This is a genomic window from Burkholderia sp. GbtcB21 (assembly GCF_019091065.1).
Classification (GTDB): Bacteria; Pseudomonadota; Gammaproteobacteria; order Burkholderiales; family Burkholderiaceae; genus Burkholderia; species Burkholderia pyrrocinia_C.
This window is the reverse complement of sequence record NZ_JAGXKA010000011.1, coordinates 188137-211769: the sequence shown is the minus strand read 5'-3', so window position 1 is coordinate 211769 and position 23633 is coordinate 188137. Positions and strand designations below refer to the sequence as shown.

23 protein-coding genes are annotated in these 23633 nt (G+C 64.4%); 12 read left to right on the top strand and 11 right to left on the bottom strand.

Annotated features, from left to right (window positions below):
• Positions 1-24 precede the first annotated feature (24 nt).
• Together KVT39_RS23915 and KVT39_RS23910 are read left to right on the top strand one after the other, a co-directional pair.
• The gene (locus tag KVT39_RS23915; RefSeq protein WP_034181489.1) at positions 25-1242 is read left to right on the top strand and encodes a patatin-like phospholipase family protein; all 1218 of its coding nucleotides are present in this window, start codon (positions 25-27) and stop codon (positions 1240-1242) included.
• Between the two features lie 67 nt (positions 1243-1309).
• A complete protein-coding gene (locus KVT39_RS23910) occupies positions 1310-1774 on the top strand; it encodes a hypothetical protein (protein WP_034181490.1) in 465 nt (154 codons plus the stop codon).
• A 141-nt stretch (positions 1775-1915) separates the two neighbouring features.
• Here KVT39_RS23910 and KVT39_RS23905 read toward each other — a convergent pair whose 3' ends face one another.
• Entirely contained in the window at positions 1916-2800 is an 885-nt protein-coding gene (locus KVT39_RS23905) for a LysR family transcriptional regulator (RefSeq protein ID WP_217590344.1), read from the bottom strand.
• Positions 2801-2921: 121 nt separating this feature from the next.
• Here KVT39_RS23905 and argC point away from each other — a divergent pair, with 121 nt between their 5' ends.
• Positions 2922-3860, top strand: coding sequence for an N-acetyl-gamma-glutamyl-phosphate reductase (argC, locus tag KVT39_RS23900; RefSeq protein ID WP_217590343.1), 939 nt, complete (start codon positions 2922-2924; stop codon positions 3858-3860).
• A 175-nt stretch (positions 3861-4035) separates the two neighbouring features.
• On the opposite strand, the gene KVT39_RS23895 is transcribed toward argC, so the two are convergent.
• Complete coding sequence (locus KVT39_RS23895; protein WP_034181493.1) at positions 4036-4959, bottom strand: LysR substrate-binding domain-containing protein; 924 nt, start codon at positions 4957-4959, stop codon at positions 4036-4038.
• Between the two features lie 116 nt (positions 4960-5075).
• On the opposite strand from KVT39_RS23895, the gene KVT39_RS23890 reads away from it, so the two are divergent.
• A complete protein-coding gene (locus tag KVT39_RS23890) occupies positions 5076-6161 on the top strand; it encodes a tartrate dehydrogenase (protein ID WP_072444984.1) in 1086 nt (361 codons plus the stop codon).
• 496 nt (positions 6162-6657) lie between these two features.
• Here the strand turns inward: KVT39_RS23890 and KVT39_RS23885 are convergent, their stop codons facing one another.
• Both KVT39_RS23885 and KVT39_RS23880 read right to left on the bottom strand, forming a co-directional pair.
• Positions 6658-7137: a nuclear transport factor 2 family protein gene (locus KVT39_RS23885; protein WP_217590342.1), complete on the bottom strand. Its 480-nt coding sequence runs from the start codon at positions 7135-7137 to the stop codon at positions 6658-6660.
• Positions 7138-7202: 65 nt separating this feature from the next.
• Positions 7203-7808: a TetR/AcrR family transcriptional regulator gene (locus tag KVT39_RS23880; RefSeq protein WP_217590341.1), complete on the bottom strand. Its 606-nt coding sequence runs from the start codon at positions 7806-7808 to the stop codon at positions 7203-7205.
• A gap of 192 nt (positions 7809-8000) precedes the next feature.
• Here KVT39_RS23880 and KVT39_RS23875 point away from each other — a divergent pair, with 192 nt between their 5' ends.
• Together KVT39_RS23875 and KVT39_RS23870 are read left to right on the top strand one after the other, a co-directional pair.
• The gene (locus KVT39_RS23875) at positions 8001-8639 is read left to right on the top strand and encodes a GNAT family N-acetyltransferase (protein ID WP_217590340.1); all 639 of its coding nucleotides are present in this window, start codon (positions 8001-8003) and stop codon (positions 8637-8639) included.
• A complete protein-coding gene (locus KVT39_RS23870; RefSeq protein ID WP_131946016.1) occupies positions 8636-9052 on the top strand; it encodes a hypothetical protein in 417 nt (138 codons plus the stop codon). The genes KVT39_RS23875 and KVT39_RS23870 overlap by 4 nt, the downstream gene beginning before the upstream one ends.
• A gap of 389 nt (positions 9053-9441) precedes the next feature.
• On the opposite strand, the gene tdh is transcribed toward KVT39_RS23870, so the two are convergent.
• Positions 9442-10470 carry an L-threonine 3-dehydrogenase gene (gene tdh / locus KVT39_RS23865; protein ID WP_034187547.1) on the bottom strand — a complete coding sequence of 343 codons (1029 nt, stop codon included), beginning with the start codon at positions 10468-10470 and terminating at the stop codon, positions 9442-9444.
• A 13-nt stretch (positions 10471-10483) separates the two neighbouring features.
• Positions 10484-11683, bottom strand: a complete 1200-nt coding sequence (locus KVT39_RS23860) for a glycine C-acetyltransferase (protein WP_072444974.1) — start codon at positions 11681-11683, stop codon at positions 10484-10486.
• Between the two features lie 161 nt (positions 11684-11844).
• Between KVT39_RS23860 and KVT39_RS23855 the strand changes: the two genes are divergently transcribed.
• The 3 genes from KVT39_RS23855 (at position 11845) to KVT39_RS23845 (ending at position 14091) form a co-directional block, all read left to right on the top strand.
• Positions 11845-12456 (top strand): helix-turn-helix domain-containing protein, encoded by a 612-nt coding sequence (locus KVT39_RS23855; protein WP_217590339.1) that lies wholly within the window; start codon positions 11845-11847, stop codon positions 12454-12456.
• A gap of 130 nt (positions 12457-12586) precedes the next feature.
• Entirely contained in the window at positions 12587-12964 is a 378-nt protein-coding gene (locus KVT39_RS23850) for a DUF2471 family protein (protein ID WP_105391299.1), read from the top strand.
• 101 nt (positions 12965-13065) lie between these two features.
• A complete protein-coding gene (locus KVT39_RS23845; RefSeq protein ID WP_217590338.1) occupies positions 13066-14091 on the top strand; it encodes a tyrosine-type recombinase/integrase in 1026 nt (341 codons plus the stop codon).
• 138 nt (positions 14092-14229) lie between these two features.
• Here KVT39_RS23845 and KVT39_RS23840 read toward each other — a convergent pair whose 3' ends face one another.
• Positions 14230-15411, bottom strand: a complete 1182-nt coding sequence (locus KVT39_RS23840) for a DNA-binding protein (protein WP_034181504.1) — start codon at positions 15409-15411, stop codon at positions 14230-14232.
• A gap of 1823 nt (positions 15412-17234) precedes the next feature.
• Between KVT39_RS23840 and KVT39_RS23835 the strand changes: the two genes are divergently transcribed.
• Positions 17235-18602 (top strand): replication initiation protein, encoded by a 1368-nt coding sequence (locus tag KVT39_RS23835; protein WP_034181505.1) that lies wholly within the window; start codon positions 17235-17237, stop codon positions 18600-18602.
• Positions 18603-18694: 92 nt separating this feature from the next.
• On the opposite strand, the gene KVT39_RS23830 is transcribed toward KVT39_RS23835, so the two are convergent.
• Together KVT39_RS23830 and parA are read right to left on the bottom strand one after the other, a co-directional pair.
• Complete coding sequence (locus KVT39_RS23830) at positions 18695-19756, bottom strand: ParB/RepB/Spo0J family partition protein (RefSeq protein ID WP_217590337.1); 1062 nt, start codon at positions 19754-19756, stop codon at positions 18695-18697.
• A gap of 23 nt (positions 19757-19779) precedes the next feature.
• Positions 19780-20442, bottom strand: coding sequence for a ParA family partition ATPase (parA, locus tag KVT39_RS23825; protein ID WP_034181507.1), 663 nt, complete (start codon positions 20440-20442; stop codon positions 19780-19782).
• 979 nt (positions 20443-21421) lie between these two features.
• On the opposite strand from parA, the gene arsC reads away from it, so the two are divergent.
• Positions 21422-21781: an arsenate reductase (glutaredoxin) gene (arsC, locus tag KVT39_RS23820; protein WP_217590336.1), complete on the top strand. Its 360-nt coding sequence runs from the start codon at positions 21422-21424 to the stop codon at positions 21779-21781.
• Positions 21782-21904: 123 nt separating this feature from the next.
• Here the strand turns inward: arsC and KVT39_RS23815 are convergent, their stop codons facing one another.
• On the bottom strand, positions 21905-22120 hold the full coding sequence (locus tag KVT39_RS23815) for a zf-HC2 domain-containing protein (RefSeq protein WP_217590335.1): 216 nt from the start codon (positions 22118-22120) through the stop codon (positions 21905-21907).
• The gene (locus KVT39_RS23810) at positions 22098-22697 is read right to left on the bottom strand and encodes an RNA polymerase factor sigma-70 (RefSeq protein WP_111019232.1); all 600 of its coding nucleotides are present in this window, start codon (positions 22695-22697) and stop codon (positions 22098-22100) included. The genes KVT39_RS23815 and KVT39_RS23810 overlap by 23 nt, the downstream gene beginning before the upstream one ends.
• Positions 22698-23064: 367 nt before the next feature.
• On the opposite strand from KVT39_RS23810, the gene KVT39_RS23805 reads away from it, so the two are divergent.
• Positions 23065-23619, top strand: coding sequence for an NADPH-dependent FMN reductase (locus tag KVT39_RS23805; protein WP_217590334.1), 555 nt, complete (start codon positions 23065-23067; stop codon positions 23617-23619).
• Positions 23620-23633: the final 14 nt, after the last annotated feature.

Sequence of the window (23633 nt, the reverse complement as noted above, 5' to 3'; positions counted from 1 at the left end):
TGGCGGGATTTCTCGGAGCAACTGATGAAACCGCATGCCCGTACAGAAAAGCAGGCCGTCGATGCGACGGACTTGCATCACGAAGCCGGCCCGCCGGCCACTGCGCGGTCATTGCCGTACGAAACGATCGCGCTCGTCCTGCAGGGCGGCGGCGCGCTCGGCGCGTATCAGGCCGGCGTGTTCGAAGGGCTGCACGAGGCGGGCATTCCGCTCGACTGGATCGCGGGCATCTCGATCGGCGCGCTCAACACCGCGCTGATCGCCGGCAATGCGCCCGAGCATCGCGTCGAGCGGCTGCGCGAGTTCTGGGAAACGATCTGCCAGCCGGCGTTCTTTCCGGCGATTCCGGCCGCGTTCGAATTCGCGCTGTTCAACAGCATCGACCAGATCCGCACGTTCTTCACCGCGTCGCAGGCTGCGAGCGCGATGATGCAGGGCCAGCAGGGCTTCTTCTCGCCGCGCTTCCCGCCGCCGCTGCCGGGCGTGTCCGACCATCCGGAAAAGATCAGTTGGTACGACACGTCGGCGCTGCGCACGACGCTGCTGAAGCTGTGCGACTTCGACCGGATCAATTCGGGCGAGACGCGCATATCGGTCGGCGCGGTCAATGTCGGCACCGGCAACTTCGTGTACTTCGACAACTCGCGCATCCGTCTCGCACCCGAGCATTTCATGGCGTCCGGCGCGCTGCCGCCCGCGTTCCCGCCGGTCGAGATCGACGGCGAGTATTACTGGGACGGCGGTGTCGTGTCGAACACGCCGCTGATGGAAGTGCTCCGCGCACGGCCGCGCAGCGACACGCTCGCGTTCCAGGTCGATCTGTGGAGCGCGCGCGGGCCGCTGCCGCGCACGATGGCCGACGTCGCCGAACGCACGAAGGACGTGCAGTATTCGAGCCGCACGCGTTTCGTCACCGATACGCTGCAGCGCGAACAGCGCTACCGCAACGTGCTGCGCCACGTGCTCGAGCAGGTGCCGGAAGAGCAGCGCAAGAACGACCCGTGGTGCGTCGAGGCCGACGCGATGTCGAGCGGGAAGAAGTACAACATCCAGCACCTGATCTATCAGCAGAAAGCGTACGAGCATCACTACAAGGACTATCAGTTCGGTCTGTCGACGATGCGCGACCACTGGTCCGCGGGTCTCGACGACATCCGCAAGACGCTCGCGGTGAAGGACGGCCTCGCGCTGCCCAACAACGACGCGGGCTTCGTGACGCACGACATTCACCGCCGCCGGTGATGCCGTGTGCGACGGATCGGTGCGATGCATGCACCGGTCCGTCCTCTTCTCCAATCTCCGATTCGACATGCCGATTTTCATCGCACTGTTCGCGCTCATCGCTTTGGGATGGGGCGCGGTTCACCTGTTTCACGTCATCGCCGCGCAGTTCGGGCAGCCGGTCGCGATCGCGGCCGCGGTGCTCGCCGGCGCGATCCTGATCGCGCTGGTCGCGTGGTGGATCAAGCGTCGCCGCGACATCGCACCGAATACCAGGGAAGAAGGCTGGACGCATATCGTGCATCGCGCGTGGGGCGAGTTGCGTGTGTCTGCGACGCAAGGGCTGCTGTGGCTGTCGCACGACGGCGCGGACGGTCGTTATACGCTGTCGCAGCTCGACGGCTGCCAGGCCGCGCCGATCGGCGGCCGCTGGCATCTCGTCGTGCACGTGCGCGACGCGGTGCGCAGCGAATGGAAGCTGCCGATGACGGACAAGCGCGATGCGCAGCGCTGGGCGCGTGTGCTGACGCTGGCGAAGGACAACCGGCTGTAACGGGCCATGGCCGCGAGCGGGCGCCGGCGCGGGCTGCCCGCACGTAGACGCACTGGGCGACACGCTGAAGCAATCGGCGTGGCGCATGTTGCGTCCGACCGGTTCGCACCTGCGGCGCGCGTCCTGAACGGCGCTGCCTTCCTATCGTGCGCCGAGCGCCCATAACGCATCGAGCACGTGCTGCGTCGGCCGCTCGACCGGGCCGGCCCGATGGGCGATCCCTAGTTCGCGCCACAACGTCGGGCGCAACGGCCGCATGACGATACGTGCGTCGGGCAAAGGGGCACCCGCCTCGTGCGGCAGCAGCGTCGCGCCGTAGCCGGCGGCGACCAGGCTCTTGATCGCATCGTTGTAGTTGAGTTCGATGCGCGGCTCGGGCCGGTGGCCGCCGAGCGCGAACCATTCCGTCGTGAGCCGCGACAGACGCGTGGTCGCATCGTTGAGAATCAGCGGACGCGCGGCCAGATAGGCCGGCGTCACGCGAGCCGGGAGCCGCCAGTCCGCGGGCAGGAAAGCCATCACCGGATCACGCCGCCACGCGCGGATCGACAGCCCCGCGACCGACGCCTGCGGCAGCGCCACCAGCCCGACGTCGAGCACGCCCTGCGCAATCCGCGCCAGGGTGTCCTGCGACGTGAGCACCGCAATCTGGACATCGATGTCCGGATGTTGCTCGCGCAGCCGGGCCACTGCCTGCGGCAGCAGGTGCGCGATCGCCCCGGTCGACGCACCCAGACGCACCCGTCCGGTCAGCCCCTGCACCTGACGCTGCACGTCGTCGAGTGTCGACTCGACCTCGGCCAGCAGACGGCGCGCCCGCTCCACCAGCACTTCACCGATGGTCGACGGCCGCACGTTTCCGCGCGTGCGGGACAGCAGCGGCACGCCGATGCGGCTTTCCAGTTCGGCTATGTGAAGACTGACGGTCGGCGGCGCGAGATGAAGCAGTTGTGCCGCGGCCGCGAAGGATCCCTGGTCGGCGATTGCGACCAGCGTGCGCAGGCGGTCCAGACTGATCTCCCGCATTTCCCACCTCTCGTTCAGGAAAACTGAATCCAACAATCAGTAAATTCAACTTTTCCTATTCTAGGCGTTCGCTGGACGATACGGTTTCTCCCGACGACCGAACGCAAGGAACGCGACCATCATGAGCCTCCCCACTGTCTATATCGACGGCGATCAAGGCACGACCGGACTGCAGATCCACGAGCGCCTGCGCGAGCGCAACGATTTGCAACTGCTCACGCTGCCGGCGGCCGAACGCAAGGATCCCATACGGCGCGCCGAGGCAATCAACGCGTGCGATATCGCAATTCTGTGCCTGCCCGACGCAGCCGCGCGCGAAGCGGTCGGCTTCATCCGGAATCCGGCGGTACGCGTGATCGACGCGAGTTCGGCCCATCGCACGGAACCGGAATGGGTCTACGGCTTTCCCGAGATGGTCGATGGGCACGCGCAGAAAATTGCGCATGCGCGGCGCGTCACCAATCCGGGCTGCTACCCGACAGGCGCGATCGGCTTGCTTCGGCCGCTGCAACAGGGTGGCCTGCTGCCGCGCGACTATCCGGTGAGCATCCATGCCGTCTCCGGTTACTCCGGCGGCGGGCGGACCGCCATCGATGAATTCGAATCGGACGGGGCTTCGCGCGCGAAACCGCTGCAGGTCTATGGCCTCGCACTCGCGCACAAGCATGTGCCCGAGATCCAGCTGCATGCCGGGCTCGCGCACCGTCCGTTGTTCGTGCCGGCTTACGGCGCCTATCGGCAAGGCATCGTGCTGACCGTGCCGATCGAATTGCGCCTTCTCCCGGCCGGCGTGACCGGCGAGCGGCTGCACGCGTGTCTCGCACATCACTACGCGGACGCGCGTCATGTCGATGTCACGCCGCTCGCGGACACGCGCGCGATCACGCATCTCGATCCGCAAGCGCTGAACGGCACCAACGACCTGCGGCTCGGCGTGTTCGTCAATGCCGATCACGGTCAGGTGCTGCTGTCCGCCGTGTTCGACAATCTCGGCAAAGGGGCATCCGGCGCAGCCGTGCAGAATCTCGACCTGATGCTCGGTGCGTCGAGTGCGGCATGACCCGCCCACCGGCACCGTCGAAAGCCGGCCCGGCGAGCGGATCGACAGCGCGGCGCAGCCGGCAATGCTTCTGTACGCGCTGCACGCTGCATGCTCGCGACGCCGTTCGCGAGCTGCGAAAGGGCGTCTGCCGATGCCCGCACACGCCCCCGTAAAAGCTCACCTTTGACCGGCCTCACGCCATATCGTCACCCGCGGCGGCATTCAGGCCGGCCAGCGCCTCCGCCAGAAAATCCACGCACACGCGCACTTTCGCCGATGCCGCGACGCGTTCCGGATAAACCGCCCAGATGTTCGCGGGCTGGATCGCGTCCGGCAGCACGCGGCACAACGCGCCGCGTTCGATCAGCGGCCCGGCTTCCCAGATCGAGCGCAACACGATCCCGCGCCCGGCCAGCGCCCATTGCACGGCCACCTCGCCGTGGTTCGTCGACAGTGCGCCGCCGACCTTCACCGTGGCCATTTCGCCGCGCACGTTCAGCCGCCAGACGCCGAGCGGGTGATCGCGCTCCTTGATCGCGAGACAGTCGTGCGACGCGAGATCCGCGAGCGAACGCGGCGTGCCGCGCCGTGCGAGATAGTCGGGCGACGCGCACAGCACGCGGTAGTTCGCGGCGAGGCGGCGCGCGATCAGGTGATCGGAGATTTCGTCGCCGATACGCACGTCGAGGTCGTAGCCTTCGCCCGCGACGTCGACCAGCCGGTCGAACAGATCGAGCCGCACGTTCAGTTGCGGATAGCGTGCGGAGAAATCGAGCAGCGCCGGCGCGACGACGTGCCGGCCGAAGCCGAAGCTGCTCGAAATGCGCAGCGTGCCGCGCGGCACCGTGCGCGTCGTCGACACGTCCTCGACGAGATGATCGACGTCGTCGAGAATCTTCTCGGCGCGCGCGAACACGCGTTCGCCGGCTTCCGTGACCGTCACGCGGCGCGTCGACCGATGCAGCAGGCGCGTGCCGAGTTGCGCCTCGAGCAGCGCGATGCGCTTGCTGACGTAGGCGGGCGACACCGCGAGCTGCTCGGCGGCCGCGCTGAAGCTCGTCAGACGGACGACCAGGCTGAACACGCGCAGGTCGTCGAGGTTCGGTGATTTATTCACGATTCGTGGAAAGTCGATTAACCTTTCGTGCGATTTTAATCCGAATGGAAATAAATAAAATGGCGTGACGTGCCACTGCATCCCCGGCAGCAGGCCGACCAGCCAAGGAGCTTTGCATGACCGACAGGACTTACAGAATTGCCGTGATCCCCGGCGACGGCATCGGCCGTGAAGTGATGCCCGAGGGCCTGCGCGCGCTCGACGCCGTGACCGCGCGCTTCGGCATCCGCTTCGATTTCGTGCAGATCGACTGGGCGAGCTGCGACTACTACGCACAGCACGGCCAGATGATGCCGGACGACTGGAAGGCGCAACTGTCGGGCATGGACGCGATCCTGTTCGGCGCGGTCGGCTGGCCCGCAACGGTGCCCGATCACATTTCGCTGTGGGGCTCGCTGCTGAAATTCCGCCGCGAGTTCGACCAGTACATCAACCTGCGGCCTGCGCGCCTGTTCGACGGCGTACCGTCGCCGCTCGCCGGCCGCCGCCCGGGCGACATCGATTTCATGATCGTGCGCGAGAACACCGAGGGCGAATATTCGTCGGTCGGAGGCACGATGTTCGAAGGCACCGACCGCGAAGTCGTGATGCAGCAGTCGATCTTCACGCGTCACGGCACCGAGCGCGTGCTGAAATTCGCGTTCGAGCTCGCGCAGCGGCGCGCGAAGCGTCTCACCGTCGCGACGAAAAGCAACGGCATCGCGATCAGCATGCCGTGGTGGGACGCGCGCGCGGCCGAGATGGCCGAACGCTATCCCGAAATCGCCGTCGACAAGCAGCACATCGACATCCTGTGCGCGCGCTTCGTGCTGCAGCCGGACCGCTTCGACGTCGTCGTCGCGTCGAACCTGTTCGGCGACATCCTGTCGGATCTCGGGCCGGCCTGTACGGGCACGATCGGCATCGCGCCGTCGGCGAACCTGAACCCGGACCGCACGTTTCCGTCGCTGTTCGAACCCGTGCACGGTTCCGCGCCCGACATCGCGGGGCAGTACATCGCGAATCCGGTCGCGATGATCTGGTCGGCGGCGATGATGCTCGACTTCCTCGGCAACGGTGCGGGCCGCGAACGCGAAGCGCACGACGCGATCGTCGCCGCGATCGAGGACGTGCTGCGCGCCGGGCCGCATACGCGCGATCTCGGCGGCAATGCGGGCACGCAGGAAGTGGGCGAGGCGATCGCCGCGCGGATCGCAGGCTGACGGTCAGGCCCGGCGCGAGCGATCGCGCCGGGCTGCGGCTTCGCGAATCAGCCGGCGGTGAGTAACACGCGATACGGTTGCGCACCCGTGCGGGTTCCGATGCGTGCACGCTGACGTCGAGCGGTGAGCAACGACACACTGCAACGCGCACTGCTTGCAGTGTCTTTCGTTGAAATCGATCCGATCGGTGAGTTGCACATCATGTTCACGCACACCGATCGCCAACAGACCGTCGATCCGGTTCGATCGGTGAGATGCATTGCGTGGTGAAGCACACCGCTGCGCATCGATAGGTGCATCACGCGATATCGACATGAGCGACATGTCCGCTTCATCCGGAGCGATGCCGCTTCGATCTGCACGAAGCACACGGTCCGACGCGACATTTCACCTGGTCCCGAAAAATCTCACCTTCAGCGCACCGGCTCCCGAATTTCCTCACCATTGAGCACAGCCGATGCGTTAACCGATCCGCTGAACCGGCGCGGCGAGAACGTCACAGCCCGAGATCGGACAGCCCCGGATGATCGTCCGGACGGCGGCCGAGCGGCCAGTGATAGAGACGGTCCGCCTCGCGAATCGGCAGATCGTTGATGCTCGCGTGGCGATGCGCCATCAGGCCGTTTTCGTCGAACTCCCAGTTTTCGTTGCCGTACGAGCGGAACCAGTTGCCGGCGTCGTCATGCCATTCGTACGCAAAGCGCACCGCGATGCGATTGCCGCCGAACGCCCACAGCTCCTTGATCAACCGGTAGTCGAGCTCGCGCGCCCATTTCCGCTGCAGCAGCCCGACGATCTCGTCGCGGCCGGTCACGAATTCCGCGCGATTGCGCCATTGGCTTTGCGGCGTATAGGCGAGCGCCACGCGCTGCGGATCGCGCGTGTTCCATCCATCCTCGGCGGCGCGCACCTTCTGGCGTGCCGATTCGAGCGTAAAGGGCGGAACGGGCGGACGGACTTCGGGGGAAGCGGACATGGATTTGCTCCTGTTCAGGGTTCTGGCCACGGACACCCGCGGCCGGTTCGGATTCGCTGCATCGACTACCGCGAAACGGTGTCGAGCAGCAGTTCGGCCGTCGCGCGCGCATCGCGCGCGGCATTGGTATCGCCGCTGACGAGCGCCACGCCGATCGCGCCGTCGATCAGCACGAGCCACTGACGCGCAAGGCGCGCGAGCCCGCGGCGCTCGATGCCCGTTGCGTCGGCATACGCGTCGAACCGCTCGCGCACGAATGCCAGCAGGCGCGCCTTGTGCATACGCGCGACGACGCGCACGGGATCGTCGGCATCGGGAATCTCGCCCGATGCGTTCAGGAACGCGCAGCCATGAAAGTCGGGCTGCCCGAACCAGTCGCGCAGCACGTCGAACATGCCGAGCAACTGCGTGCGTGGCGCGTTGCCGCGCGCACGGGTTGCATCGACGAACCAGCGCATCCAGCGCTCGTCGCGGCGTTCGAGCGCGGCGACCACCAGCGCCTCTTTCGATTCGAACTGCGAATAAAAGCTCTTTCGTGCCGCACCGGACCGCTTCACGATCGCGTCGACACCCGTTGCGTGGATGCCGCCCGAATAGATCAGCGCTTCGGCCGCATCGAGCAGCCGGTCGCGAACGCCCGGTTCGCCGGAAGTGTCGTGTCGTGTGTTCATGCGTCTACGGTAGAACGATCGTTCTCCGCCGTCAACTCCTGTGTGAAATGGCCATATCGGCGAAAGGGCTGAATCGTGGCCTGGCTGCACAGCGGCCTGCGACGCGACCCGCCGCGTTTACGACATTTTTTCTTGAAGTAGATGCGTGACGCTCACTACACTTCGGTCACCCTGTCTGGGCGAAAGGACATCATGCAGCGACCGGAATCCGCGCGCCCCGCTCGCGCCTATGCGGCTTATGCAAAGCGGCTCGACGGCCGCGTCGTCGTGCGGCGCTTCGATCCGCGCAGCGATTCGTACGACGCGCTGACCGCGCTGCTGCATCGCGCGTTCGCGCCGCTCGGCGCACTGGGCTTCAACTGCCCGTGCGTCGACCAGCCGGCATCGGCGACACGCGAACGCGTGCTCACCGGCGAATGTTTCGTCGCGCTCGGCAACGCGCATCTGGTCGCGACGATGACGATGCATTCGCACGATCCCGATTCGCGCTGCGATCCGTATCGCAGCCGGCACGTCGCGACGCTCGGCCAGCTGGCCGTCGACCCCGTCTGGCAGCAACGCGGCATCGGCCGCTCGCTGCTCGCGTTCGCGCAACGGCGGGCGGCCGCGCGCGGCGCGACGCACCTCGCGCTCGACGCGCCGTCCGCAGCGGTCCGGCTCATCGATTTCTATCGTCGCGAAGGATTTCAACCGGTCGACGTGATGCGCTTCCCGGGACACAACTACGACAGCGCGATCCTGTGCAAATCCGTCGGCGTCGCGGGCGACCGCATGCGTGCCTGCGACAGGGCGCAGATCGACGTTGCGCGGCAAGCCGGTGCGGCATCATGAAACACGAAGTGCAGAAGCATGATGGCGATGACGATCGCGCGCAGCTCGCTGTCCGGCAGGCACGCGTACGTGCGGCGCTGCGGCTGCGCGGCGTGATGAAGCTGACGATCGTCACGATCGCGGCCGCGCATGCGCTGACGTTCGCGTTCGAAGGCCTGCTCGTCGCGGCCGGTTTCGCGCCCGAAACCGCGACGTTGCTGCTGTTCCGCTTCGTGACCTGCGCACTCGTCAGCTTCTGGCTGCAAGCCGATGCGCTGCGCGCCTATCGGTATGCGGCGCAGCATGGGTTCGTCACGGTTTCCGGCACGCACGGCGATCTGATCGACGTTGCACCGCAGTGCCCGAAGCGCTGGCTCGTCGTGTTGAATCTCCAGCTCGAGCCGCGATGGTTGAACGGTGAACAAACCAGGTAGCGGTCCGCGCACCGCTCGAGGCAGATTGCGTTGCGTATGAGTGAGTCGTAACGAGGTTCACCGACTCACGGTTGACGTCCCGGTTCGGCACGGCATTGCATACGGTGCGTAGGCAGCGATCGCTCGACAAGCGAAGCAGGGAAGCGTGCGGGGGAAGAAGAACAGGCGCCGATTGGCGTGATGGGGTGAAGCGAGGCGGGGGCTGACAGGTGAAGCGAACGCGCGATTGCAAGTCACCGATGATGTGCGATCGCGTCGCGATTCGACGCGCAAACACAGCTCCCGAATAATCTCACCTCAAGCCCGGATTCGCGCGTTCCGATCGTGACGACGCACATGCAAACGAAAGCGGGGCAGGCGGCGAGCGAGCCGCGCAGCCCCTTCGGCACTCAGGCCGTCCAGTCGAGAATCACCTTGCCGCTTTCGCCGGACAGCATCGCGGCGAAGCCTTGCTCGTAATCGTCGGCCGCAAAGCGATGCGTGATGATCGGCGACAGGTCGAGGCCGCTCTGCAGCATCGCGACCATCTTGTACCAGGTCTCGAACATCTCGCGGCCATAGATGCCCTTGATCTCGAGCCCCTTGAAGATCACCTGGTTCCAGTCGATCGCCGTCTGCGCGGGCGGGATACCGAGCAGCGCGACCTTGCCGCCGTGGTTCATCGCCTCGAGCATGCTCGTGAACGCGCTCGGCACGCCCGACATCTCGAGACCGACGTCGAAGCCTTCGGTCATGTGCAGGTCGGCCATCACATCGCGCAGCGACTCGCGTGCGACGTTGACCGCGCGCGTCGCGCCCATCTTGCGCGCGAGTTCCAGCCGGTAATCGTTGATGTCGGTGATGACGACGTTGCGCGCGCCGACGTGCTTCGCGATCGCAACGGCCATGATGCCGATCGGGCCCGCACCGGTGATCAGCACGTCTTCGCCGACGAGGTTGAACGACAGCGCCGTGTGCGTCGCATTGCCGAACGGATCGAAGATCGACGCGAGATCGTCGGAGATCTCGGGCGGAATCTTGAACGCGTTGAACGCCGGAATCGCCAGATACTCGGCGAACGCGCCTTCGCGGTTCACGCCGACGCCGACCGTGTTGCGGCACAGATGCCGGCGCCCCGCGCGACAGTTGCGGCAGAAACCGCACGTGATGTGGCCTTCGCCCGACACGCGATCGCCGATCGCGAAGCCGCGCACTTCCTGCCCCATCTCGACGATCTCGCCGACATATTCGTGACCGACGTGCATCGGCACGGGAATCGTCTTCTGCGCCCAGTCGTCCCACTTCCAGATATGGATGTCGGTGCCGCAGATCGCCGTGCGGCGGATCTTGATCAGCACGTCGTTGTGGCCGACTTCGGGGCGCTTCACGCGCGTGAGCGTGAGTCCGGGGCCGCGCTCGAGCTTTGCCAGTGCTTTCATGGTCGCGCCTCCGTCAGACGATGCCGAGCGACTTGCCGACGCGCACGAACGCGGCAACCGCCTGGTCGATCTGTTCGGGCGTATGCGCGGCGCTCATCTGTGTGCGGATGCGTGCGCGGCCGCGCGGCACGACGGGGAACGAGAAGCCGATCACGTAGACGCCTTCGCCGAGCAGCTTGTCGGCCATGTTGGTCGCGAGCTGCGCGTCGCCGAGCATCACCGGGATGATCGGATGCGCGCCGGGCACGAGCGTGAAGCCCGCTTCGGTCATCTGCTCGCGAAAACGCGCGCCGTTCTCGCGCACGCGCTCGCGCAGCTTCGCGCCTTCGTCGCTGCCGAGCAGTTCGAGCACCTTCAACGATGCTGCGGCGATGCTCGGCGTGAGCGTGTTCGAGAACAGATACGGGCGCGAGCGCTGGCGCAGCAGTTCGACGACCTCGCGGCGCGCAGCGACATAGCCGCCCGATGCGCCGCCGAGCGCCTTGCCGAGCGTGCCCGTGATGATGTCGACGCGGCCTTCGACGCCGCAATGCTCGGGCGTGCCGCGGCCGTGCGCGCCGATGAAGCCGACCGCGTGCGAATCGTCGACCATCACGAGCGCGCCGTAACGATCGGCGAGATCGCAGATGCCTTTCAGGTCGGCGATGATGCCGTCCATCGAGAACACGCCGTCGGTCGCGATCAGCTTGTGGCGCGCGCCCGCCGCATCGGCTTCCTTGAGCTTCGCCTCGAGATCGGACAGGTCGTTGTTCCGGTAGCGGAAGCGCTTCGCCTTGCACAGGCGGATGCCGTCGATGATGCTCGCGTGGTTCAGCTCGTCGCTGATCACCGCGTCGTTCTCGTCGAGCAGCGTCTCGAACAGCCCGCCGTTCGCATCGAAGCAGCTCGAGTAAAGAATGCTGTCCTCGGTGCCGAGAAACGCGGCCAGCGCGCTTTCCAGTTGCTTGTGCACGGTTTGCGTGCCGCAGATGAAGCGCACCGATGCCATGCCGAAGCCGTCCTGGTCGAGGCCGGCTTTCGCCGCGTCGATCAGGCGCGGATCGTTCGCCAGACCCAGATAGTTGTTCGCGCAGAAATTGAGCACGCCGGCACCGCCGGCAAGCCGCACGGCCGCCGCCTGGGGACTCGCGATCTCGCGCTCGGTCTTGTAAAAACCGTCCGCGCGGATCTGGTCGAGCGTCCCGCGCACCTGGGCGAGAAAGGCATCACGCATCGCAAAGCTCCTGACAGGGATTCGCATTCCGCGGCGCGCCGCTCGTGGCGGCGGCGCAACGGCCTGCTACTGTTATAGTCGGTCGTTCGGTTGACCGCATTTATCCGATATTCCGAACTAGAATTCGAAATACCGAACAACTCTAAGCGAACGGAATCCAAATGGCAAGTTCCTCCGGATCGCGGCGCACGCCTGCCGGCGCCGCATCGCAGCCGCCGGCCGCCACGCCGCCGCGTGTCGGCGAGCAGATCCAGCGGCTGCGCAGCGAGCGCAAGCTGACGCTCGACGACCTGTCGCGCGCGGCCGGCGTATCGAAATCGATGCTCTCCGAGATCGAGCGCGACAAGGCCAACCCGACGATCGCCGTCGCCTGGCGGCTGACCAACGCGCTCGGCATCACGCTCGACGAGCTGTTCTCGCAACCGAAAGCGCCGGAGACGATCCGTGTAGACGGCCCGCACGACATTCCGACGCTCGCCGGGCACGACGGCCGGTACCAGTTGCGTGTGTGGGGCCCGATCGACCTCGCCGGCAAGTTCGAGTGGTACGAGCTGACGCTGCCTGGCGGCGGCGCACTCGTATCGAATGCGCACGAACCCGGCACGCGCGAACACCTCACCGTGCTGCAGGGCGCGATGGAAATCGAAGCCGCGGCGGCCAGCCGGCGCCTGAAGGCCGGCGACACTGCGCGCTACCCGGCCGACGAGCCGCACGCAATCCGCAATCCCGGCAAGGCCGAAGCGCGGGCACTGCTGATCGTGATACATCGCTGACGGCGCGTATAGCTGGCCAAAGGGCCTGTTGCGGAAACAACTGTATGTTTGTACAGTATACGGACATTCCGCCATGCATGGGCCGGAGCCGGCGCACGGAGGCGCCCGCCCCGGTCGACAGGAGCCTGCGATGACAGAAGAACAAGATTTGGCCGCGCTCAGCTTCAAGGCTGCCGCACACGACCTCGAGCTGATCGTTCGCCATATTGCCGGGCGCTATATCCGTCAGCGCGTCCCGCTGACGTGGCGCCTGCTGCACGCGATCGAAGCCGAGGCGCTCGCCGATCTCGGCTTTGCCAGCCGGCACGAAGCCGGCATGCGTCAATTGTTCGAACGGCCGTCGGACATGGTGTTTCCCGAAACGGACGATCCGATCGACTTCGGGCGCTCGAATGCGCTGCCCGCCGTCTTTTCGTTCGCGGTTCTCGCATACGAAGCGGCGGCAACGTCGCATGACACGGCGCCCCGCGAGCGTGCTCACCGTCCGTCCAAGGCGTGGGGCGACTGACTGCCAACCCGGGCCGCCGCGCATGGCGGCCTGTCCAGCCTCTTGCTGCCCGAGACGTTGCGAAAAGGGCTACCATATACGCAACTAACGGAATAAATAACATGTCCCTTCCCGCCTCTCCCGACACTCCGGCACGCCCGGAAGAAAAGGATCTGTTCGACCGCGGTGCATCCGACTGGATCGTATCGCCCGAAGCCGCATTCGATGCGTGGCTGGCCATGCAGGACTATCGCCGCTCGTCGGCCGACGTCTATCGCACGCAATGGGGCGCGTTTCTCGCGTGGATGCGTTCGCATCAGAAAAATCTGGCAACGGTCGATACGGCAACGATCGCGAACTTCGTCGGCGAATTGCCGATCCGGAAAACCCAGCGATTGCGCTATCTGAGGCTGATCGAGCGTGTGCTCGACCACATCCGGCGCACCGAGTACGCATCCACCAACCCGGCCCGTTTCATTGCTCAGGATGGCGAAGCGAACTGGCGCAAGGCGCGCGACAACGAGCCGACCGGTTTCCTGACGCCGGCCGAACGCGCGACGTTGCTCGCGTATCTGTTTTCGCCGATCGGCGTATCCGGTTCCGCGTACTGGAAAGAGCGGCGCGACCGCGCGCTCGTGGCCGCGTTTCTCGGCGCCGGCATTAAAACCGGCGAAGCGCGTGCGCTCACGATTAGTTGCGTCAATACGAGCGGAACGTCGCTGCAGATCCAGTCGGCGCACCCGGCTTACGCGCGCGAAACCCATCTGGCGTCGTTCGCGATCGCGCTGCTCGAAGCGTGGCTCACGGAGCGCAAGCGCCAGGACATCCCGGGCGAGCTTGTGTTCCCTGCGTCGCATGCCGGGCGGCCGATGCACAAGGCGACGATGCTGCGCGCCATCGATGCGATCGTCGAATCGGCCGGGCTCACGTCGTCGCGCACCGCGCGCGCGAGCCCGCAGACGCTACGCAATACCTATGCGGCCGAACTGTTCGAAAACGACGTGCCGCCCGAACGGGTCGGCAAATGGCTGGGCTTCATGCGGCCGATCTCGTCGAACCGCCTGCATCGCGCATGGAAAAACTGGCGCGATGGCCTGACCGACAACAACGGTGACGGTGACGCGTCCGACAGCGACGAAACTCACTGATCCGGAAACGGCTGCTCACGCGACACGATCCGTGAGCAGCCTTGCCCGGCACAGCCTCACCGTTTCACGGCTCCCGAAAAACCTCACCTCAAGCGTCCCGGATCGTCTCACCTGTGCAGGTGCCGCCAGATCTTCTGGTCAGGTGTGCGCAAAACGCGCGATAGCTTCGAATCGGGACGGCCATGCGCCCGAAGCGTGCTCGCATTCCGGGCACGCCACTTCAAAACCCTCTTCGCTCTGCGACAGCTCCGGTTCGCCGTCGCAACGCGGACACTGGGCCGGTACCGGAATCTCTTGATCCAGCGACGTGCCGATCGCGGCAAACGCGTCCGCATCCAGTTGCCCGGCATCGGCCAGGCGCCGGATCAGCGCGGCAATTTCCGGATTCATCCCGCGGCTCGCGCGCAACGAACTCGCGTCGCGCGTCGCACGCTCCAGTTCGTCGCTCTGGCTGCGCAACTGTTCTTCGAGCCGGTCGGCGCGGGCCTTGGCCGAGCTCAGTTGCTGCAGGAAATCGAATTCCTTCCGCTGGACGTCGCGCAAACCGCTCTGGTAGGTCGACGCCATGCTGCGCAGCGAGTCCAGCTCGACCAGCATCGGCTTGACGCGGCGTTCTGCTTCGGCCACCGCGTCCTTGATTTGCTGAGCGTAGTGCTCGGTGCGCTGCTGCAATTCGGCTTGCAGCGCATCGATGCGGTCGCGCAGCACGGCGTTTTGCGCCTGTTCGGCGTCGACGCGGCCGGCTGCGGCGGCCAGTTCCTTCTCCAGTCGGGCGACTGTGGTGAGCAACGTCGCTTCGCTTGCCGAACCGTGCGTTGTCTGTGATGCGAGCTGAACCTCGAGTTCGGTCACGCGCGCCTGCAGTTGCTCGTTCCGGGCTTCGCCGCGCGCGAGCGCGCTTTCGAGCGTCTCGTGGCGGACGGTTGCATCGCGCAACCGCTGTTCGGCGTCGGCAATGCCGGCGCGAACCTGTTCGCGGTCGCCATCGAGACTGTCGCGGGCCGCTTTCAACGCTTCTTCATAGAGTGCACCGAGCAGCGCGCCGGCTTTTTCCTCGACGGCCTTCGGAATTGCCGCACCGTCGAGCCGGATCTTGGATGCAGAACGGATGCGCTCCCAGAAATGATCGATGTCTTTCGGGATGTCGCTTGCGCTGCCGGTTTGGGTGAGATCGCGGACGTTGGCCGCCGACGGCCGGATGCCGAGATCGAAGAACAGGCGCTTGCACGCATGCAATGACAATTCCTGGCGCCGCGCACCGCTTGCACGCAGCGATTCCAGTTCGTCCCGAATGACTTGGCGCATTTCGTCCAGGGTCATGGCAGAGCTCGTAGACATTGAAATGTGTCAATCATAACGAAATACGTATCTATTGATACCTGTTTCGGGTCGACGTTGTGAATTTACGTCGCTTCGCACAGAAATCAGGTCTGTGAGCCTATCTGGACGAACGTGGTCCAGAATTCCGTGAAACAAAGCGAAGAAAGTCAGCCAAGTCTTTGTAATGCAAGCGTTTTCCAGCAGACTCCGAAAATCGGCATTTGTTTCACATGACGACAGATCCGATTCCCTGTGGGTGTTCAGGGTTTGGGGTCTCTGTGGAAAACTCGTCAGCCGATGTCTTGAGAGTATTAGAAGTAAACACCCTTGAACCCTTAGTTAAAAACGTTAACGCCATGGCACAGCCTTATGTAGCAAGGCTTTCCGGCCGGCAAGGTGAAGTTTTACGGGAGCCAAGGTGATCTTCTGCGGGAGCTGACGTGATGGGGTTCAGGGAGCTGCGTGAGCCGTTGCAGGAAAGGTCGTGAGCGGATTCGGGATCACAGTGAAACACGAGATTTCCCAAAGGTGAGGGTTTTCGGGGCCTCACAGCCACAGAACCCGTGCTGTGCCTGACTGCACAGTTTTCTGCCTGTGCAGACATAGGTGAGAATTTGCGGGACCCTCTTCGCGCCCCTATTCTGCCCATCTTTTAGGCAATTTTGGCGAAAGGTGAGATTTCACGGGACTCCACGGGAATTTGGTGTGAGGATTTCCGGGAAACGAATGCCATTTTGCACAGCAAAAGTGCTTTCCGGGGCCTGTGATGCACTAAAGGTGAGGCTTTTCGGGAGGGAAATCCGGGTTTTCCTGCCCTGGTCTCGCTGAGGTGAGCTTTTTCGGGGCATGGATCACAGGCTGTGATCGTGGCCACAGGTGAGCATTTTCGGGAACGGTATTTGCTCGAAAAATGGTCAAAGGTGAGGCTTTTCGGGACCTGTGAGCGGTCGGATTCGCCGAAAAGCCCGCCAGGACTGGAAGAAATCTCGTTTTTGCTGTGCCCCTTTTTGGCACAGGTGAGAATTTTCGGGAGCTGACATACGGTCGTCGTATGAAGGACTCCCGTCGAAAGGTGAGGTTTTTCGGGGGGATGTCTGTCGGGCACAGCCAAATGCCTTCTGTGCATAAGTATCGGAAGGCATTGGAGTTTTTGATACCGCGACAGTTACGGTGAGGTTTTTCGGGAGCTCTTTCCGTGCCCGTTGCTGTGCCGCATTTTTTCAATGAGGTGAGCATTTTCGGGAGACTCCGGTAGCCAATCCCGCGTGTGCCGGACATTCGACGGCATCGAGACGAAAGGGCAAGCTGTGCTCAAGGTGAGCATTTTCGGGACCCGGCTCGATTTGGGCGCTGTACAATGCGCGCCCGGGCCGGCAAAGCAGGTTCGATCGGGCGGCGCGGGCCGGTTCCGACGGCGCGTTTCCGGGTGCTGGATGCGATCACGATCTCTCTGCGAGCCGTGCCTGTACATGCATACAGCCCGATGCGGCGCGGTCGGGGACGTCCCGTGAGGTGCGATCGCGACCCTGTGGCGAACTCACGGACGTGCAGTCGCAAAATTACGACAAATCGAAAGGTGAGCCGATACGGGAGCGAGTTTCGCACGTGTCATGCACAGGGGAAATTCTGTGAATCGGCGCATCCCGCGGCACGTCTGGACGAGTCCGGAACGCCGCAATTCCGGACCGGTGAGCGTTTTCGGGAGCGGTTGGGGTGAGTGTCATTTTGCACGCGCGCTTCACCGGCTATGGTGAGCATGTCGTTCTGGACGCACATCACCGCAGGCGCTATCCTTCCGGAAAACTTCTCCTCCGACCCGACGTATGGCCACGACGAAGCGCGCCAAGAAAACCGATGTGGATGTGGTGAGTGCCAGTTCAGCCGAGTTGCGCAAGGCCGTCGAGGCGATCGCAATTCAGCCGAAGAGCGGCAAGATCACGCTCCTGACCCGCAAGCTGTTCAACGTCCTGCTGGCCGTCGCGCAGCAGGCCGACGACTCGGGCGATACGTATCGCGCGCTGCTGTCGGATATCGTCGCAAACTCCGCCTTCGATTCGAACGACACCGCCCTGGTGAAGGAACACCTGCGCCGCATGGTGTCGGTGCAGGTCGAATGGAGTACGGGGACGTCGAGCCAGAAGCCGGGCCGCAAGTGGGGGATCTCGACGCTGATCGCCGACGCGGAAATTCTCGAGGATCCGGCGACCCGCCGCGTGTGGGTCGAATTCTCGTTCGCACCGAAGATCAAGAAAAAGCTGCTCGACCCGGTCCAGTATGCGCGCCTGAGCCTGCAGTTCCAGAGCCAGCTGCGCAGCAGCGCCGGCCTCGCGCTGTACGAGATCTGCGTGCGCTATCTGACGAACCCGAGCCACCTGACGATGCGCGAGCCGTGGGAATGGTGGCGGCCGATCCTGTCGGGTACGCCCGACACCGAAGCCGGCGACGAGGCGAAGCGCGAGTACAAGTACTTCAAGCGCGACTATCTGCGTCCGGCGATCGCGGAAGTCAACGCGGTCACCAACATCTTCGTCGAGCTGATCGAGCACCGTGAAGGGCGCCGGGTCGCGGAGATCCAGTTCCGCGTGACTGAGCGCAAGCAGCCGATGCTCGCGCTCGACGAACACCCGAACGTGTTCGACAGCACGCTGGTCGACCGGATGGTGAAACTCGGGATCCCGCTGAAGGAAGCGCAGACGCTCTACGCGGACAGCGAAGAGAACCGGATTCGCGCCGCACTGCAGATGACCGAGCAGCGGCTGCGCAGCACGACGCTGCCGCCGGTGCGCAGCGCGCCGGCGCTGTTCAAGGATGCGTTGAAGAAGGGTTACGCGCCGCCGGTCGAGTCGGTCGACGCGCTGCCTGCCGGCACGCCGTCCGCGAAGGTCGCGGCGGCGCAGCCGGACGACCTGAAGGCGCGCCTGCTGAGCGAGTTCTCGGCGTTCCGTCGCAAGGAAGCGAAGGTGCTGTACGAGGAGCAGGGGGACGCCGAGCGCGAAGTGGCACGCGAGTCGTTCGAGTCGGAGGCGCTGCCGACGATGGGCTCGCATCTGCGCGACGACTGGCGCAAGCGCGGCCTCGATTCCAAGCTGGCCGAGACGGCCTTTTTCGACTGGCTGGCCCAGAAGACCTGGGGCGAGCCGACGGACGGCGACCTGCTGTCGTTCACGCTGAATCAGTCGCGGGCCGCCTGAGGCCCGCTCAAGCCCGCTGACGGGCCTGCCGCCGGCCGCCTGCTCGGCCGGGCGGGCCCGGCGTCTTCACCAGGCCTTGCCGGCCGCTTCCATCACTCCGACAACAGCATCCGCTCGAGCTGCTCGAGGATCGCGTCGCGCTTGTCCTTCGGGAGGCCGCGCAGGCGCAATTCGATGCGGTCTTCGCCATACGACTTCAGGTCGCCGACCGACTTGCCGCCGAGCTTGATCTCGAGACGCTGCGCGTAGCGCTGACGGCTCGCGGCCTTCGGCGTCTCCTGCGCAGCGACGCGGCCCTTGACGATGTCCGACACCTGGCGCGTGCTGAGATCGTCCGACACGATCTTGTTGATCAGCCGCAGCGTGGCCTCGGTGCCGCGCGCATTGTGATAGCGGCCGACCTGATACGCCATGTTCGAACCGAAGCGATCGGGACGCGAGACCATTTCCTGCATGATGGCTTCCGGCAACTTGCCGATCGACAGCGCGACGGCCACCGTCGACTCGTCGAGGCCGAGATGCTCGGAGAGCTCCTTCTGGCTCTGGAAATGCTTGTCGTCGAGGAAGCGGCGCCACACGACGGCGTTGTCGAACACCGTCTGCGAATCGCGCTGGACGTTCAGATCGTAGCCGAGCTTGTAGCTCTGGATACCGATCGGCACGTCGATCACGATCGCCTTTACCGATTCCTTGTTTGCTTCCTTCAGCGCCCGCACGCGACGGCCACCGTCGCTGACGAAATACGTACCCGGATTGTCGTAATCCGGAATCACGTGGATCGCCTGCTGCTGCCCTTGCTTCGCGAGGTTGACCGCGAGTTCGGCAATCGACGACTTCAGATAGAAGTGCCGCGGATTGAACGGGCTATGCTTGATTGCCTTCAGCGACAGCTCGATCACCTGCCCGGGGGCATAGCGGTTCTCGAGGCGCCATGCGCGATATTGCTGCGATTCGTCGATCGACGGATCGAGCGTGAGCTCCGGAGCGAGCGGCGGTGCGGTGTCTTTCTTCGCGGATTTGGTCGGTGCCGCGGCGGGCGTCTCGGACTTGACGATGCCGTCAATCGCATTGAGCCGATCGAGCGCCGTGCGCTTCTCGCTCGTCGTGATATCCGGGCGCGCTTGGAATCCTTTTGCAAATTGGGAAGGTTTCATGTGACTCCTTTGTGCGCATAAAGTCAGGGCAGCATGGCGACGATTTCGTCGGCACATGCGCGAATTTCGGCGGCGGCGAGCTTGCCGCCGCGATCGTTCATCTGCAGCACGGTCTGACCGAGCGCCATCGCCTGCTTGTACGCTTCCCGCGTCGGGATCTGCGTCTTCAGCAACGGGAAGCCGAGCTCTTCGAGCGCGCGCTTGAGCTCGCGGGTCAGCATGCGCTTCTCTTCGGTCTTGTTCAGCAGGAAAACCGCGCGGAGGTCTTCGTTCATGACCTGCGCCTGCTGGATCAGCTTGACCAGCCCGACGCTCGACCAGTAATCGGCCGGCGACGACGAAGTCGGGATCACCGCAATCGATGCGGCCAGCAGGACAACGCCGGATACCTTCTCGGTGATCGACGGCGGACAGTCGACGACGATGATGTCGTAGTCGTTGATGAACTTCTTGATCTCGCGATGGATCTGGCCGTCGGCTTCGGCAAGGTTGACGACCGGAAACGGAATGCCGGTGTCGCTGTCGCCGGATGCACTCGACCAGTGAACCAGGGTGTTTTGACGGTCTGCGTCGATAACGAGGATGCGCTTCCCTTTTTCATGGAACGCGGCGCCGAGGTGCATGGCAATCGTGCTTTTGCCTACGCCACCTTTTTGTTGAGTGACTGCAATGATTTCCGCGGCCAATTTTCACTCCTATTTTGGTCGTTGGAATTCTACAGGACGATATTTATATTTCAATGAAATTGTCGTTCGACAACTACGCGTTAGCCATTCGGGCTATCGGTTTATGCGCATAAACGGACCGGTGATGATCGGCGACGTATCGGATGGCGTGGATGATGTCTGCGGACGTTGACGAGCCACATGACGGTTGCGTCATCACGACGTGCGTCGTTGGTACGCGCAGTGAGTGCTGGCGAGATCGAAGTGCGCTGTCCTTTCGCGTGACGGTGGTGGGTGGTCGTGCTTGCGAGCGGGTGAGTTTGTGCGCATAAACTCTGCGGCGACCGCGGCAGACCAACCGTGCGGCAGGACAGCGAGGCATTCCGCGAGCGCGGGCGTGATCTTGTCCGCCCCGGTCAGATACGCAACTCGGGAGGTGTGCCATTGAGCCTATGAGCGTCGGCGTCGCGCCATACTGAGCCGCAACGTTTATGCGCATAAACCGCGGTCGATGGATGGCGAGTACCGAGCGATCACGTGCCTACCCCGCATCAATTCGGCAAGCCGGGATGCCCTGACACGGCAGTACATCGATGCGACCGATCGCTCCGGTGCCGTGACTGTCGACGCTCGTCGGCGCGATGAACTCCGATACCCTGCCGAGCGATCACGGGCTTTATGCGCATAAACCAATCGACGTACCACGCTATACCTGCGCTCTTTGCCACCCGAAACGCCCATCATGATGCGCCGGCTTGCGAATCCTTATCCTTGCCGCGAGATAGCGGGCCGCACGACTTTATGCGCATAAACACGTCACCCCGTTGAAGCCAACCCCCGACGCATCGCTTCGCCCGAGGCCCGTGTCGCTGGCAGCACCTTCCCGCCAACCAGCCTCTCCAAAGCATCGAATCCCCACACCGCTACCCCCACTTGCCGCCCACGCCGAAACCCCCGATCCAGACTGGCTACAATACAGCCCTCTCCCATCCAGGCCTGAATGATGATCACGATCTACCACAACCCCCGATGCTCTAAATCGCGCGAGACGCTTGCGTTGGTCGAGACGCTGAACACGACCGGCACGCCGGTGAACGTCGTCGAGTACCTGAAGATGCCGCTGACGGTCGAGGAACTGGAAGCGCTGCATCGGCAACTCGGCCGCCCGGTTCGCGACATGCTGCGCGACGGCGAGGAGCCGTACAAGACACTGGATCTGGCACGTGCGGATTTGACCGATGCGCAAGCCTACGAGGCAATCGCCGCTCATCCGGTTTTGCTGCAGCGTCCTATCGTCGTTTATCGCGGGAAGGCGGCCATCGGCCGGCCGCCCGAATCGGTGCAGGCGCTGTTCGAATAATTCTTGTTCGGCGTATTTTTCTTATTGCATCATCCCGGCGTGCACGCCAGCAATCGAAGCAGGTCGGATCGCCGGGCAGCGCGCCACCCGCCGCCCGGACAATAGCGGCAACGCGGCCCGGATCTAGCCTGCCCCGGACGACGTGTCGTCGTCGCCCGGTTCCCGCCCCGCCGCCGCTTTCGCGGCCATCCGCAGCAGTGCGATCTGCCCGCGATAGGCTCTGCAGCCACTGCAGGTCGGCAGGTGCACGCGCACCTGCAGGCGTTCATGCAAGGTCAGATGCCGGTCCAGCGCATCCGACAGCAATCGCGTCACGTCAGTACATTTCCCCGGCAGCATCTTCGGTCGTCAGTCCTTTTTCGCTCAGGCAGGTTCGCAGGCGCGTGCGCGCCCGATACAGCAGCACGCTGCAATGATTCGTCGTCAGCGTCAATTCGCTGCAGATGTCCGTCATCTCGACGTCGAGGAATTCGCGCATCATGAACACCCGCCCGATCTGTTCCGGAAGGTGATCGAGGCAGGCCTGGAACAGCGCCCAGAACTGCTGCTGCTGCAACAGCGTCTCGGGGCGCGGCCATGGCCGCGGCTTCGCATGCGCGGCCCAGTGCCCGTTTTCCTTGAACAGCTCGCGATCGAGCACGGATTCGCCATCGAGCTCGGCGTCGAGTGCGGACAGGCTCACCGTCCGCTGCCGCGCACGCAGCACGTCGATCAGCTTGTTGCGCAGGATGCCGAACACCCAGGTCTTGTGGGCCGACAGCCCCGCAAAATCGCCCGCGTGCGACCACGCGGCGGTCAGCGCTTCCTGCACGGCGTCTTCGGCCGCGTCGGCATCGCGGAGCTGGAGTCGCGCGAAGCGCAGCAGGTCGCGCCGCAGTTGCGCGAGATAAACGGGGTCGTCGTACGCGGACGGCATGTCGGGGTGGCAATGTCTCGAGGCGATCGCGCTTGCGCCACAGGGCGGGCGCATAGCGGTGCAAGCAGCTTACTGGGCGCGCTGCCGGCCTGCAACGTATGTTCCGTCACGAATTCGCGAAACCGGCCGGCGCGCTGCGCTATGCTTGCCGAAACCCGTGTCGCGCGTCGACGACGCCGCGCGGCGGGTGGTTTGTAACATCAGAACATAACGGTCGAGTTATCCACAATTTCTGTGGAAAACCTTGTGGAAAGTCGGCCGGACGGCCCCGTCGGGCGGTTCGCGGGCTGGCTTGCCTATAAACAGACCTTTGTCACCTGTTCGGAAGCAATCGAACCGATTCCTCACTCACCGGAAGGAGAACGTCATGTCCTATCGTATTGCGGTCGTCGTCGGCAGCCTGCGCCGCGCTTCGTCGAACCGCGCACTCGCGCACGCGGTGATCTCGCTCGCCCCCGCCGATTTTTCGTTCGAGTTCGTCGAGATCGGCGAACTGCCGCTGTACAGCCAGGACTACGACGCGGATTTCCCGGAAGTCGCGAAGCGCTTCAAGCAGTCGATCGAAGTCGCCGATGCGCTGCTGTTCGTCACGCCCGAGTACAACCGGTCGATGCCGGGCGTGCTGAAGAATGCGCTCGACTGGGGCTCGCGCCCGTGGGGTTCCAACTCGTGGTCGGGCAAGCCGGGCGCGGTGCTCGGCACGTCGCCGGGCGCGACGGGCACGGCGCTCGCGCAGCAGCACCTGCGCAACGTGCTCGCGTACCTCGACGTGAAGACGCTCGGGCAGCCCGAGATGTTCATCAAGCACGACCCGGCGCGCATCGACGAGCAGGGCCAGATCGTCAGCGAGGACACCCGCAAGTTCCTGCAGGGCTTCGTCGACCGCTACGCGGGCTGGGTGCGCCTGCTGAAGGCGGCCTGACGACTTCGGCCCGA

Excerpts from the sequence above, each read along its gene's own strand:
- KVT39_RS23915 (WP_034181489.1), top strand. The coding sequence starts at position 25 with ATGAAACCGCATGCCCGTACAGAAAAGCAGGCCGTCGATGCGACGGAC.
- KVT39_RS23910 (WP_034181490.1), top strand. The coding sequence starts at position 1,310 with ATGCCGATTTTCATCGCACTGTTCGCGCTCATCGCTTTGGGATGGGGC.
- KVT39_RS23905 (WP_217590344.1), bottom strand. The coding sequence starts at position 2,800 with ATGCGGGAGATCAGTCTGGACCGCCTGCGCACGCTGGTCGCAATCGCC.
- argC (WP_217590343.1), top strand. The coding sequence starts at position 2,922 with ATGAGCCTCCCCACTGTCTATATCGACGGCGATCAAGGCACGACCGGA.
- KVT39_RS23890 (WP_072444984.1), top strand. The coding sequence starts at position 5,076 with ATGACCGACAGGACTTACAGAATTGCCGTGATCCCCGGCGACGGCATC.
- KVT39_RS23885 (WP_217590342.1), bottom strand. The coding sequence starts at position 7,137 with ATGTCCGCTTCCCCCGAAGTCCGTCCGCCCGTTCCGCCCTTTACGCTC.
- KVT39_RS23880 (WP_217590341.1), bottom strand. The coding sequence starts at position 7,808 with ATGAACACACGACACGACACTTCCGGCGAACCGGGCGTTCGCGACCGG.
- KVT39_RS23875 (WP_217590340.1), top strand. The coding sequence starts at position 8,001 with ATGCAGCGACCGGAATCCGCGCGCCCCGCTCGCGCCTATGCGGCTTAT.
- KVT39_RS23870 (WP_131946016.1), top strand. The coding sequence starts at position 8,636 with ATGAAACACGAAGTGCAGAAGCATGATGGCGATGACGATCGCGCGCAG.
- tdh (WP_034187547.1), bottom strand. The coding sequence starts at position 10,470 with ATGAAAGCACTGGCAAAGCTCGAGCGCGGCCCCGGACTCACGCTCACG.
- KVT39_RS23860 (WP_072444974.1), bottom strand. The coding sequence starts at position 11,683 with ATGCGTGATGCCTTTCTCGCCCAGGTGCGCGGGACGCTCGACCAGATC.
- KVT39_RS23855 (WP_217590339.1), top strand. The coding sequence starts at position 11,845 with ATGGCAAGTTCCTCCGGATCGCGGCGCACGCCTGCCGGCGCCGCATCG.
- KVT39_RS23850 (WP_105391299.1), top strand. The coding sequence starts at position 12,587 with ATGACAGAAGAACAAGATTTGGCCGCGCTCAGCTTCAAGGCTGCCGCA.
- KVT39_RS23845 (WP_217590338.1), top strand. The coding sequence starts at position 13,066 with ATGTCCCTTCCCGCCTCTCCCGACACTCCGGCACGCCCGGAAGAAAAG.
- KVT39_RS23840 (WP_034181504.1), bottom strand. The coding sequence starts at position 15,411 with ATGACCCTGGACGAAATGCGCCAAGTCATTCGGGACGAACTGGAATCG.
- KVT39_RS23835 (WP_034181505.1), top strand. The coding sequence starts at position 17,235 with ATGGCCACGACGAAGCGCGCCAAGAAAACCGATGTGGATGTGGTGAGT.
- KVT39_RS23830 (WP_217590337.1), bottom strand. The coding sequence starts at position 19,756 with ATGAAACCTTCCCAATTTGCAAAAGGATTCCAAGCGCGCCCGGATATC.
- arsC (WP_217590336.1), top strand. The coding sequence starts at position 21,422 with ATGATGATCACGATCTACCACAACCCCCGATGCTCTAAATCGCGCGAG.
- KVT39_RS23815 (WP_217590335.1), bottom strand. The coding sequence starts at position 22,120 with ATGCTGCCGGGGAAATGTACTGACGTGACGCGATTGCTGTCGGATGCG.
- KVT39_RS23810 (WP_111019232.1), bottom strand. The coding sequence starts at position 22,697 with ATGCCGTCCGCGTACGACGACCCCGTTTATCTCGCGCAACTGCGGCGC.
- KVT39_RS23805 (WP_217590334.1), top strand. The coding sequence starts at position 23,065 with ATGTCCTATCGTATTGCGGTCGTCGTCGGCAGCCTGCGCCGCGCTTCG.